Annotated in this window: 13 protein-coding genes and 3 pseudogenes; 7 read left to right on the forward strand and 9 right to left on the reverse strand. The window is 33.0% G+C overall.

Annotation, left to right across the window (positions count from 1 at the left end):
- Window positions 1–110: 110 nt before the first annotated feature.
- Window positions 111–707, reverse strand: a complete 597-nt coding sequence (locus ABLV90_RS01235; RefSeq protein WP_460871976.1) for an ABC transporter substrate-binding protein — start codon at window positions 705–707, stop codon at window positions 111–113.
- Between the two features lie 13 nt (window positions 708–720).
- Window positions 721–1,008, reverse strand: coding sequence for a hypothetical protein (locus ABLV90_RS01240; protein ID WP_460871977.1), 288 nt, complete (start codon window positions 1,006–1,008; stop codon window positions 721–723).
- A gap of 198 nt (window positions 1,009–1,206) precedes the next feature.
- On the opposite strand from ABLV90_RS01240, the pseudogene ABLV90_RS01245 reads away from it, so the two are divergent.
- Window positions 1,207–1,574: pseudogene (locus ABLV90_RS01245) on the forward strand (VOC family protein).
- Between the two features lie 83 nt (window positions 1,575–1,657).
- Here the strand turns inward: ABLV90_RS01245 and ABLV90_RS01250 are convergent.
- The 3 genes from ABLV90_RS01250 to ABLV90_RS01260 all read right to left on the reverse strand — a co-directional run bounded on the left by ABLV90_RS01250 (window position 1,658) and on the right by ABLV90_RS01260 (window position 3,182).
- Window positions 1,658–1,843, reverse strand: a complete 186-nt coding sequence (locus ABLV90_RS01250; RefSeq protein ID WP_427708046.1) for a hypothetical protein — start codon at window positions 1,841–1,843, stop codon at window positions 1,658–1,660.
- Between the two features lie 48 nt (window positions 1,844–1,891).
- Window positions 1,892–2,392: a GNAT family N-acetyltransferase gene (locus ABLV90_RS01255; protein ID WP_069817074.1), complete on the reverse strand. Its 501-nt coding sequence runs from the start codon at window positions 2,390–2,392 to the stop codon at window positions 1,892–1,894.
- Between the two features lie 85 nt (window positions 2,393–2,477).
- Complete coding sequence (locus ABLV90_RS01260; RefSeq protein WP_427708048.1) at window positions 2,478–3,182, reverse strand: SDR family oxidoreductase; 705 nt, start codon at window positions 3,180–3,182, stop codon at window positions 2,478–2,480.
- Between the two features lie 187 nt (window positions 3,183–3,369).
- Between ABLV90_RS01260 and ABLV90_RS01265 the strand changes: the two genes are divergently transcribed.
- The gene (locus tag ABLV90_RS01265) at window positions 3,370–3,639 is read left to right on the forward strand and encodes a DUF1413 domain-containing protein (protein ID WP_460871978.1); all 270 of its coding nucleotides are present in this window, start codon (window positions 3,370–3,372) and stop codon (window positions 3,637–3,639) included.
- Window positions 3,640–3,879: 240 nt separating this feature from the next.
- Here ABLV90_RS01265 and ABLV90_RS01270 read toward each other — a convergent pair whose 3' ends face one another.
- Complete coding sequence (locus tag ABLV90_RS01270; protein WP_069817088.1) at window positions 3,880–4,065, reverse strand: hypothetical protein; 186 nt, start codon at window positions 4,063–4,065, stop codon at window positions 3,880–3,882.
- 516 nt (window positions 4,066–4,581) lie between these two features.
- Between ABLV90_RS01270 and ABLV90_RS01275 the strand changes: the two genes are divergently transcribed.
- Genes ABLV90_RS01275 through ABLV90_RS01295 form a run of 5 tightly spaced genes read left to right on the forward strand, consistent with a single transcriptional unit; the run spans window position 4,582 to window position 7,160 of the window.
- Window positions 4,582–5,172, forward strand: coding sequence for an HAD family hydrolase (locus tag ABLV90_RS01275; RefSeq protein ID WP_460871979.1), 591 nt, complete (start codon window positions 4,582–4,584; stop codon window positions 5,170–5,172).
- Entirely contained in the window at window positions 5,150–5,428 is a 279-nt protein-coding gene (locus ABLV90_RS01280; protein ID WP_460871980.1) for a hypothetical protein, read from the forward strand. The genes ABLV90_RS01275 and ABLV90_RS01280 overlap by 23 nt, the downstream gene beginning before the upstream one ends.
- 4 nt (window positions 5,429–5,432) lie before the next feature.
- A complete protein-coding gene (locus tag ABLV90_RS01285) occupies window positions 5,433–5,825 on the forward strand; it encodes a hypothetical protein (RefSeq protein WP_460871981.1) in 393 nt (130 codons plus the stop codon).
- Window positions 5,825–6,901: a glycoside hydrolase family 3 protein gene (locus tag ABLV90_RS01290; RefSeq protein WP_460871982.1), complete on the forward strand. Its 1,077-nt coding sequence runs from the start codon at window positions 5,825–5,827 to the stop codon at window positions 6,899–6,901. Before ABLV90_RS01285 ends, ABLV90_RS01290 begins: the two co-directional genes overlap by 1 nt.
- A gap of 31 nt (window positions 6,902–6,932) precedes the next feature.
- Window positions 6,933–7,160, forward strand: a complete 228-nt coding sequence (locus ABLV90_RS01295; RefSeq protein WP_460871983.1) for a hypothetical protein — start codon at window positions 6,933–6,935, stop codon at window positions 7,158–7,160.
- Window positions 7,161–7,606: 446 nt separating this feature from the next.
- On the opposite strand, the pseudogene uidA reads toward ABLV90_RS01295, so the two are convergent.
- The 3 genes and pseudogenes from uidA to ABLV90_RS01310 all read right to left on the reverse strand — a co-directional run bounded on the left by uidA (window position 7,607) and on the right by ABLV90_RS01310 (window position 12,588).
- Window positions 7,607–9,401: pseudogene (uidA, locus tag ABLV90_RS01300) on the reverse strand (beta-glucuronidase).
- A 43-nt stretch (window positions 9,402–9,444) separates the two neighbouring features.
- Window positions 9,445–10,846: pseudogene (locus ABLV90_RS01305) on the reverse strand (MFS transporter).
- A gap of 527 nt (window positions 10,847–11,373) precedes the next feature.
- A complete protein-coding gene (locus ABLV90_RS01310) occupies window positions 11,374–12,588 on the reverse strand; it encodes a helix-turn-helix domain-containing protein (RefSeq protein ID WP_427708056.1) in 1,215 nt (404 codons plus the stop codon).
- Window positions 12,589–12,659: the final 71 nt, after the last annotated feature.

Here is a 12,659-nt window from a genome sequence, read left to right on the forward strand (position 1 = left end):
GATAACGTCGCAAGTTGATTGCTACCATTCGATTTTAAATCATAAAAAAGAGAGAGCGGTACAGAAATCAAAATTTGATTTCATATTTCCGCTCTCTTTCACTTTATATTTTATTTATTTTTCAAAAGTTCTTTTTTGAAAAATTCTGCTTGTTTTTCTACTGAAATCAAATCAGCATAAATGGCTTCATCCATTGAATAATAAATCACATTGTCATTTTGTACAGCTTCGTTATTATGCCATATGTTCGACTTAACAAATTCATTGTTCAGTTTCCCACCATCTTTTGTTGGTGAAAGTAAATAATCACCTGAATAGTCATTGAATTTTTCTTTAGGTACTTTCATGAATTTTTCTTTTGGCATCGCTTCTTTAGCTTCAGGATCTTCTTTTAGTTTAAATCCTTCGTAAATTGCTTCACTGCCTCGTCCAAACCTAGGTCCAAATTGATAAATATCTTTTGCTTGAATATCCATAATTGAAAAAGTTTTATCTTCCCCAATGGCTTTTTTAATTTCTTCACCATCTTTTGCTAACTTTTCAGATAGTTCATTGGCTTGTTTCTTAGCTTTGCTTTCTTTATTTACTAACTTACCAATTTCAATATGAGTATCTTTATAGTCCATATTTTGTACTTTTATAGGTACTGTTGGCGCTATTTTAGATAATTTTTTATTATTTTTATTTTCTTTATATGTAATAATCAAATCTGGTTTCAATTTAGCAGCAGACTTCTACATTTTCTGGATCAATTTTCTTAACTTTCCCCATGTCTAAATATTTAGAGTTTGGATATACATTCGTAATGCCAACAGGTTTAACACCTAATTTTTTTAAGTTCCCGTAATTTGCTGTTAAAACTAGGACTCTTTTCGGATCTTTAGGTATTTTAACTTTACTACCATCCTCTGTAGTATAAGATTTCGTCCCCTTATCATCTTTTGCATCTGATTTATTAGATTCATTGCCACTACCACATGCCGCTAAAAACATTATAAAACATAACATTAAACATAGTATTTTTTTCAAATTAATAACCTCTCCCATTATATACTACCTTTATTATAATTGAAATTGATTATCAATTGCAATTTAATTATACTTTTACAAGAAATAAATATATACTATATTTAATAAGCTAAATAAAATTACTGTTCTTTTAATTATCTTTTGATATTCTAAAATTATATTAGGGAGATGACTGAAATGGAAAATTACTTTTTAGGAATTGATCATGTACAAGTTGTCGCCTGACCAATCGTGAATCAGAAGCTCGCACATTTTATTCCGACACACTTGGATTCAAAGAAATTACAAAACCTGCTAACTTAGCTTTAAAAGGTGGCGTGTGGTTTCAAGTCGGTCATCAACAATTACATGTTGGTGTTGAAAATGACTTCTCACCAGCTAAAAAAGCACACCCTGCTTTTCTCGTTCATAACGCTACTGACGTAAGAAAATTACTTGAATCTAAAGCAATTGAAATTATATATGGGGACGAACTTGAAGGTGCCGATCGTTTTTATATTTATGATCCATTCGGCAATCGAATTGAGATTATTGAATGGTTATAATTAGGTTGTTTATTAGATTCCTTAAAAATACGCCTTGCACATAATCATTCATGTGCGAGGCGTTTATTAGGTCATTTATGCAATTATAATTGTTCATCTATCAATGTCAAAGCAATTTCTAATGCTTGAATTCTATTTTTTAATAATGTCGTTCGACTATTTGAATTTCCTTTTTGTTCTAATTGCGTCAGCGATTTTTGACATTTTGTTAAAAGCGAGCGTATTTGTTCCCTACTTTGTTGTAATTCTGTTTTTGTATACTGTTCCATCATTTTCTCCTACTGTCTGCCTTACTAATCACAAGGTTTAAAATCAGCTTAAAGTTCTAAACACATTAAGTCTTCATCATAGTAAACAGTTCCATCGTATAGTGCTTTCGGCTCAGTTCCATAACGCTTAAATCCTAACTTTTCATATAAATTAATTGCACGTTTATTTTCACTAAGCACGCATAAATTGATTGTTTTTACTGTGTTTTGTTCAACCACATAATCAATGATTTGTTGAATCAGTTGCTCAGCTATACCTTGACGTCTATATTGTGGGTGACAATATACTGAAACTAAATTACCTTTATGCTTTATTTTTTCTAAAGTCTCGCTATAAAACGTCGCAATACAAACCAGTGTTGCTTCATCAAAAGCCCCTACAGTAAAATGAGTAGCTGTATTTTCTAACCTCACTTTGAATTTCTCAATCGGAAATTCAATCTCACTAGCATAAGTAGAAGCAAAGCCATTAGGGTCTGTCTGGAGTGAATTGAGTCTTAGTAATCGATACTGTGATACATCAGCTTCACTTAAATATCTAAAGTTCATTTAATCACGCCTTTCAGTCTATCGCTACAAGTATCATCATAGACCCCTAGCGCTACCTGAAGTTAGGGGTCTGCATTATATTATTCTATACTGGTCGTACAGTTACTTCGTTCACATTGACATGGCTCGGTTGTTGTAATGCATATATAGCTGCTTCTGCAATATCTTCAGGGTCTAATTTCTTACGTTCTCCCCAATCCGTTTCTCCACTTAAAGGCGTATCAACCATTCCCGGTGAAATACTTGTCGCCCTAACGCCTGTCTTAGCCAATTCTTTTTCTAAACCTTGTGTTATCGCATGTACAGCTGCTTTTGACGCACTATATAATGTACTTTTTTTCGTTACTTCAAATCCAGAGATAGAAGTTATATTTATAATATGACCACTTGATTGACCTAAAAACGTTGGTAACACTGCATTTATGCCATAAAGTGTTCCTTTAACATTCACATCAATCATTGCATCCCACGCTTCTACATCACCGTCTGTAATTGCTGAAGACAGCATTTGGCCAGCACTATTTATTAATATATCTATACGGCCAAATTTGTCTTTTGCAGTTTGGACTAAACGCTCAACATCTTTTTTGTCTGTAATATCCACTACTAATGTCTCAACGTCTGCATTGCCTGCTGTTTGAATACGTTGGGCAGTATCGTTTAAACGTGATTCATTACGTCCTGACAACACCACTTTCACTCCATGACTTGAAAGTACTTGCGCAATGCTTGCACCAATTCCACTACTTGCACCTGTAACAATTGCAACTTTATTTTTCAATTCAACCATTTATAACTTCCTCTCTTTTTAATATATGTAATTGATTCTTTATATTTCCACATTGTATCATGCAGTTGTAAGGATAAATAAATAATTGAATTTTGGTTATCTTGTCAGATTACTTATTTCGTTATAAAGTAAGTGTGTATAATAATTATAAGTAGTAACCTGTTCGAAGCTTAAAGGAGGATGGCTCATGAATTTTGAAGAACGCTTAGCTAAGTTACGTGAAACAATTGGTAAAACAAGCTTTGATTTTCGATTTGAATCATTATTTGATAAAGAAGAATGGATTAATATGAAGATCCCGCGACGTAAACAATTAGAACGTGAATTTCATAAATTTATAGAACAAAACGACCATTTACGCATACCTTACACTACCGAGGATCATATTCGTATGCGCTTGTATAATTTAGTTTATGATTACAATGAAATTAAACATAATTTTAAAGCCTATATTTGATTCCATCATACTAAGATAACGTTTTTGTTTGCACTTTATATACAATACAAAAGCCTACACTATTGGATGAACAGTAAGTGTAGGCTTTTTAAGCTTTTAACGGACGAACGGTAAATCATGAAAGTTGATAATGGGGAGAAAATCATGCTAGAAGTTGAGTGATAACTTTCATTATTGCACAGTCATAACGAGAGATATACTCAGCTCCAAAATCACTCGATGCACACAGTGTATAAATCATTAACTAGCTACTTTTTTTGCAAGTCCATAGTTGTATAATTTCTCTGCATCAATGTAAGCGATATAATCAATACTTCTGTATCCATCTTTAATATCATTGATAATACCTTGGTTTACACCGGTATGCGTGTAAATATCATAACTGCTTTCATTTGAAAAAATTACTTCCTCAATTACTTTTCTCATTATAATCACTCCGTATTTTTGCTTTCGCTAAGCTTTATCTATCTTCTACACTTTCATCATAATAGATAGTGACTTAATTTGAAAGTATTTTGTGATTTTTTTCACAAATTCATCACTTTTAATCTTTTTGTATTTATTAAAATCGTTTATTAATTGACTTCTCAAATTAATTGAAGCGATTCTTCCATTTTCATATCGTTGAAAGTATCCTTATATCATTATTTTTATAGACATACATAAGTTATAAGTTCCTTATTACGATCTTTCACAAACAGCTTTTTTATTAAAAAAATAACCTTTTTATTAAAATTTCACTTCAAACTGAATAATTTGTGAATCTTATCACATTATTTCGTGAAATAATGTGGTATTTTTGCTTTGAGCGTGATAATTTTAATAGTGTAATGTAAGCGCTTTATAATTATTCGCTACGCTTAGACTAACAATGCTTTAACTATTTATTCGTAATGTTTAGATAGTTATAAATAAATATTATTTTTGAAAGGAGCATTTAATATGATCGAAACTTTATCACAATATCAACCTAAGTTTAAGAAATTGATTTGTGTTGATTCAGATGGTTGTGCCATCGATTCAATGACAATTAAACACGAACGTGCTTTTGGCCCTGCGCTTGTAGATGAATGGCAACTTGGTGATATCAAAGAAGACGTGTTAGAGCGTTGGAATGCTTTTAATTTATACGAAATTACAAGAGGTATCAATCGTTTTAAAGGCCTTGAAAAAATGTTGAGCGAACTTGTAGCACAAGGATTAAACATTGAAGGTTATGAAGATATAAAGCATTGGGTTCAAACAACAGCATCTTTTTCTAATCCGGCTCTAGAACAAGCAATCCAAGCCTCTCCTGAAAAGTTAGGTTTACAAAAAGCACTGTCATGGTCACACAGTGTAAATGATCACATCAAAAACTTACCTAGTATTGGTCCTTTCGACCATGTACAACGTACGTTGAAAAATGCCTCAACGTTTGCAGATATTGCAATCGTATCTTCCGCAAATTTATCCGCAGTTGCTTATGAATGGGAAACATACCACCTTACACCCTATTTAAGTGGCATGTTTGCTCAAGAAGCTCGGTACTAAAGAATACTGTTTAGAACAATTGAAACAATTTTACAATACCGAAGACATCATCATGTTAGGTGATGCTAAAGGTGACATGGATCTTGCTCAATCGCATGATCTTTATTTCTATCCTATTTTAGCAGGACATGAAAATCAATCATGGTTAGATTTTGATAATAAATATTTAAAATTATTTAAAGAAGGTCGATTCAATCAAGACATTCAATCATCCCTAACTACAATATTTTATAATAATTTCGAAGGAGAGAACTAAGTTTATGGCAAAAGTAAATTTAAAAGCAACACCTTATAATTTAGATGACGAACAAATTTCATGGGTAGAACGTACACTAGGAAATTTATCAGACGAAGAAAAAATTGGACAACTCTTTTTTAATTTATTTTCTTTAGAAGGCGGTAAGAAGTTTCATGATGCTGACTTAACAAATAAAGAAGTCTTAGAACGTTTCCACATTGGTGGCGCACGTTATGAAGGCGGGAATAAAGAAGATGTTCAAAATTTACTCAATGATTTACAAAAACACGCAAAAGTTCCAGTCTTAGTAGCCGCAAACTGTGATTCAGGTGGTAACGGGGCTTGTAAAGATGGCACCTACATCGCAAGTGTCGCACAATGTGAAGCGAGCACAAGACACAAAAGTCGCTTATAATGCTTGGCCTCGTATCAGCACGTGAATCTTCAGCTTTAGGCGTACATATTAATTTCGATCCATGTGTAGATATTTTGCAAAATTGGCGAAATACAATAGTGAACACACGTGCATATGGTACAGATGCAGAAACAGTTATAAAATATTCTAGCGCTTTTATAGATGGTTTTAATTCTGAACGCGATATGATTACTTGTATCAAACACTTCCCAGGAGATGGTACTGAGGAACGTGACCAACATCTTGTACTTGGCGTGAATGAATTATCAACACAAGAATGGGACGATAGTTTCGGTAAAGTTTATCAACATCATATCGATCGTGGCGTTCAAATGATTATGGCAGGTCATATTGCACAACCCGCTTATTCTAAAAAATTAAATCCAGCGCTTGAAGACAAAGATATCTTACCTGCTACACTCTCACCCGAATTAATTACAGGCTTATTAAAAGAAGACTTAAACTTTAATGGATTAGTTGTTACTGATGCTAGTCATATGTTAGGTATGACCGCCGCAATGCGTCGTGAAGACTATGTACCACAGGCTATTGCTGCCGGCTGTGATATGTTCTTATTCTTCAATGATTTAGAAGAAGATTATCAATTTATGTTAAACGGTTATAATAAAGGTATTATCACTGAGGAGCGTTTAAATGATGCAGTTCGTCGCATTTTAGGACTTAAAGCTCAAATGAATTTGCATAAACAACAAGCAGAGGGTACGCTGATCCGCTCACAAGAAGATTTAGCTATTATTGGTTGTGATGAACATTTAGCAATGCGTGCTGAAGCTGCTGACTTAGGTATCACTTTAGTTAAAAACACTTTAGATCAATTACCGATTCGACCTGAAACGCATAAGAATATTCAGTTATATATTATCGAAGGTGAAAAAGATGGTATCTATAAATCTGCAAACAATGTAGAAGAAGATATCATTCAAGAATTAGAATCACGCGGTTTCCATGTGACATTGAACGATGGATCTACACGAGTTAAAGGCAAAACGCTAGACTATCGTGAAAAAGTGGATGCTGACACTTGTCTTTGCAAACATTATTGGTTACGTTGCTGAAAATAATTACCGCATTAAATGGGGGACTGCCATGAGTAATGAAATTCCTTGGTATGTACATGAAGTCCCAACAGTATTTGTCTCTTTAAACTTCACAACACATTTACACGATGCAACAATGGTCAAAGCTTATATTAACGCATATCATTCGAACCCAGAAACAATCAAACAAACAGTAGACAAAATCATGGGTGAAAGTGAATTCAAAGGTACGCATAACGACTTAGTTTGGACAGATAAATGGCAAGCAAAATTATAATAATAAGTAAGTTTTATAAATTAGATTGTTGAAATATTTTTAAGAACATAAATACTTATCAACGACTAAAAGGGATTTTCCAATTATGGAAAATCCCTTTTATATTTGTCGACAAAGTCTCACGATTTTGTTGGCATTTTTTGTGCACACTTTCTATGAGTACAGAGCCTCAGCCTTGTACGCTTCGGCTAGTACTTTATTAACTAGTCAGGAGTCGGACCAAATCACTGCCACTTTTCAAACAAAAATAATACATAAATTAAGCAATGGTGGTGTAATATTAACTAAACTAATAGTTAATATATATCAAATGAAGTGATTTTTATATCAGAATTCGTTCATAATAATCACTTATTACGTAAAGTCGTTAGCAAAACGAACCCCCTACGGATGCATCGTCCATCGTAGAGGGTTCTATGTTTAAACTTCATTATGAATCCTATGTGTTAATTTTTATATCCAAAGTCAGGAATATTGTCCCAACGTTTTTTGAAATAATGTGCGACTGCTTTCGGTCTTCTCTCACGTGTGAAGATACCTTTTTTATTTCCTTGCACTCTAATAATTCCACTAGATGTTTCAAAGTCAGCAAAGTTCCATGTTTGTTCACCTATAAACTGCGGATAGTGATCTATAACTTCATGATTGGCTTCATAATAACGTATTTGATATTCTTCCGTAAATAGCTCATCATTAATTGCGTGCATCCCCGCTATTGTATCTGCGCCGTATTCTGTGAACATAATTGGCTTACCTGGTTGTCTCTCTGTCCAACCATCTAACTCTGCTTTTAATGCTTCTTTAGTCGCTTCTAAATCGCCAGACTGTGTATACCAACCGTAATATCGATTTAAGCACAGCACATCAACTAAATCTTGTACTTCACATGTATCTGGTTGTGACGTGAGAATTGTCACAATCGTTACCGGTCGTTGTTGTGGATCACATGCTCTAGCTAAGTTCACTAAAGGCTCAAAGTATGCTTTAGCACCTTCTTCAGTAGAAGCCGGTTCATTAGCAACAGACCACATTACTACACATGCATGGTTCTTATCACGTTCAATCAAACCTTTAATTACCGCTTCATGTGCTTGCTTTTGTACCAATTTCCTTAAATGTATCTCGCGTTGTACTACCAGATAAAATAGCACTAAAGTTTAAGTGCACACCTACTGCGGTCGTCTCATCAATGATGACGATTCCTTGTTCATCTGCTAAGCGCATCATTTCTTCTGAATATGGATAATGTGACGTTCTAAATGAATTGGCACCAATCCATTTCATCAAATTGAAATCTAATACATTTGTAACTTCATTCATACCACGTCCACCATAATAAGCATCTTCATGTTTACCAAAGCCTTTAAAGTAAAATGGCTTTCCATTAATTAAAAATTGTCCATCTGTTACTTCTACAGAACGAATACCGAAACGCTCCGAATACATATCAATGACTTGGTCATTATCTAACAATGTCACTTCTAGATGATATAAATAGGCATTTAAAGGTTGCCATAGATGAGGATGCTCTACTTCTATCATTCCTTCTGCACCTGATGTTTCAGCAACAATATTATCTTCTTCGTCTCGCAACTTAACTGCTATTGTAGGCACTGCTTCATTCGTTGTGACTTTATATTTTATATTAGCTCGATCTGTTAATACTTCTGGTACAATTTCAATATCTTGTATAAATACTTTAGGCGTCGTATATATTTTTACAGGTCTATGCAATCCTGCGTAATTAAAGAAGTCAAAGTTTGGTGAATTTTTCTTAATTATTTTACCATCTTTACCAATCGTTTCACTGTATTCACCAACTGGCAAAGTGGTTTCATTTAAAATATTATTCACGCAAACTGTTAAACGATGCTGACCAGAACCAAATTTCGAATCGATGTCAACTTCAAATGGTAAAAAACCACCTTGATGTGATGTTACTTCTTTACCATCTATATATACAGTTGCTTTATGTGTTGCGGAACCAAATCTTAATACAATACGTTCGTTGCTCAACACGTTAGGTATTGTAAATGTTCTTTCATACCAAACATTGCCTACATGATTACGAATATCTGAAGTAACACCTTGGTCATTATATGATCCTGGCACTGCCATAACTAATTCCGTATTTAATGGTCGTGTCACATCAATTTGATCATCTACACCTTCTAACTTAAAGTCCCAGATACCATTTAAATCAATGATACTTCTATGTTCGTTTATCACTGGATATAACATGATTTAACTCCTTCCATAACAGTTCAATTATATTAGAAATGTATTATAATTCTTCTCTAAGTGCTAATTCTTTAACAATTTGTTTATGTCTATGGTCAGTTAATGGATACGCAAAGAAGAACAATATCACTGCGATTAAACAAAGTGAAGCGGTACAATAAAGAACAATACTTTTAATCCTGCTATTGTTTCAGCTGATTGAGCCGCTTGTGGTACATAACCAATGAGCGTTAAAGCTAAACCTAGTAGGAAACCAGCTAAACCTTGTGATATTTTTCTAGTGAAACTGTAACTTGAATAAATAATACCTTCTGATCTAATACCTGATTGCCATTGGCCATATTCTACAACGTCTGCAATAAATGCCCAAGTCACAGTATTAGGAATAACTAAGAATAATTGTGCAATCGTATTAACAATTAAGAATAATAACACATTATCGGAGAAGAACATGAAGTTAATAAATTGGAATACAACGAAACCAGATACACCGATAACTGCTGTCATTTTCTTACCTAGTCTTTTACTTAAAAATGTAGTTAAGAACAATGCGGGTACTAATATAATAACGTTTAATGTACTCACAACGCCCACTAAATTAGCTTCACCCAGCACATATTGGAAGTAATATAGTTGCGAGGACTGTTGTAAGAATAATGCTGTAATCGTTAATAAAGTATATAATGCTAAAATGATAAATGGTCTATTTTTAAATAAATTTAAAAACGCTTTACGACCAATACCTTTTTCTTTCGGTCTTTCTACTGTATGGCGTTCTTTAACGCCTTTGTAACACAATAGATGGAATGTCACACCGACGACAGCAAGTATACCCACTACAACTGGATAACCTAATGCATGATTAGGGAATAGACTAACTAATGGGATAACTACAATCCCAGAAATAAACATAGCCCCTGTGAACCTAAGTTACGAAATACTGATAGTTGCGTACGATCATCTGCATTTATTGTCATAGATGCTGATAATGAACCATATGGAATGTTCACAAATGAATATCTTGCGTTAAATAACAAGTAAGTTCCAAATGCCCATATTATTTTCCCAGTTTGGCTAATATCTGGCGACATAAAGGTTAAAACTGTAAGTAAGGCGAGCGGTATCGTACCATACAAAATAAAAGGCTTAAACTTGCCACGTTTAGCAAAGTTCCTTTGATTATCTACTAAAGTCCCCACTCCAGTATCTACAAAAGCATCAAAGAACTTCGCAACAAGAAACACAGCTCCCCCAACTACTGACGGTATGCCCAAAATATCTGTATAGAATAACAATAAGTAAATTTGTCCCATATCAAACATTAAGCCATTACCTAAATCTCCAAATCCATATGCAAGTTTTTCTTTGAATTTTAATCTTGGTGATTGAATTTCTTTAAAACTCTTTAACTTACTATTTGCTGGTTTTAATTTTGCTGTAACCATGCTGATAACCTCTTTCCACTATAGAAACGTTTCTGACTACACTTTGCTGTTTAATCGTTTCTTAGTATGTATTAGTGATTGTTACAATCAATCGATAATAAGATATGCAGTGATGTAAGCGTTTTCTTATATCGTTAAAAATTTTTATCCCCATAAATCAAACTGTTTTTGAAGTCGATAGTGACATATCGCTCACCCTTATTTATAGGAATCTTAACTTTATTATATTTTTAAATACAAAACAGTCAACATTAAAATAACAACGTTGTTATAAAATGAATTTCACTTAACTAATACATCGTAAGTGTAGGTGATTCACAAACACTGTAACTACAGCTTCTTTTTGACATACAAATTCAGCTGTTCTTTTTGGTTTGCCTACAATTCATTTTTTAAATATATGTTGTAAACTTGTACGTTAAACAATGATTTTACATCATAATTATTATTTTATTGATATTTTTAATAATATATTCACTAAAAATGAAAGATTTAAAGCCTTTTTTAATTTTCTATACTTCATTATTCTAATAAAACTCTTTATGTTTTGTTCGATAATTTAATGGTGTTGTTCCGTATTGTTTTTTAAAACACTGAGTAAAATAACTTTGTTCTTTGAAACCTACATAATTAGCAACTTCAGCGACCGTCATTTTAGTTCTTGCAATAAGATCACGTCCCTTTTTAACTCTAGATTCAATGATGTATTGTGAGATAGATTTATGAATTTCCTTATTAAATATTTTGGACAAATAACTCGGAGCCAAACCAACATATGAAGCGAGTTCATCTAATGACAATGCACTATCTAAGTTTCTTTCAATATATTGAATTACCTTACTTACTTTTGGACTATAGGCATTCGCTTTTACCTTCATCGCGCTATCTGTATATGCTTTAACAATTGAATGGGTAATTTCATCTAAAGTTTCTATGTCCATCGTTTGATCTATTAATGCCGCATACTTTGCAGATATTTCGTCAATATGAATCAAACTTACACCTGCTTTTTCACCAGCTTTACGGCATAACGTATTAATCAAATATGCCTTATATTGTTCATTTGAAATATCATCCCTTACACGTCGTAAGCCTGCCACTGATAAATTCATTGCATTAAGAATTGATAAAGCCTCATTAGCATTGCCATTTTCAACTGCAGTAAGTAGCTGATTCTCTAAATTATAACGATACTCTATTTCTTTTAACGTATAATCCATTTGCGCTTTAGATTCTGCTAAATCTTCTGTATTTGAATGAAAACTAAAATCAATTTTTACAGTTTCATAATTTATATTTCTTTTTTTCAAGAATCGAACTGCTAAACGACACATTTTTTGTGCTTTAACTTGATGACATAATGGTATAGTCAGCAAATATTGTTTCAATATAGATAGTTTAGATATTTTAATATCCAAACCCTGGAGCAACTCATTACAACGACGTTCATTAGGCCGCTTCTCCATATATGGACCAACAATATAAATTTGTTTGTACTTTTTAAATTTGAAGATTAAAAAGTTCACACCAAAACGATTCGTATAATGATAAATTTTATTGCTGTGCATTTGCACAATAAAATGTTTCAATTCATTTTTGAACTGCTTGCGCGCAGTATTTGTAAACGGCGTCTTGATATGATTAATCACCCCATTCATATCACTCATATCATATCCTTCTAGCCGAATTCCCAATAATTGTAGTGCATGCATCTGTAAAATCTCTAGCGTTTCCTCATTCATAAAAAAACACCCCATTCCTTATATTTTTATTATATCTAAAAATAAGGAGTGAGGTGTGAAATTTATATTAA

This window comes from Staphylococcus sp. 2S1 (assembly GCF_046721335.1).
GTDB classification, from domain to species: Bacteria; Bacillota; Bacilli; order Staphylococcales; family Staphylococcaceae; genus Staphylococcus; species Staphylococcus equorum_A.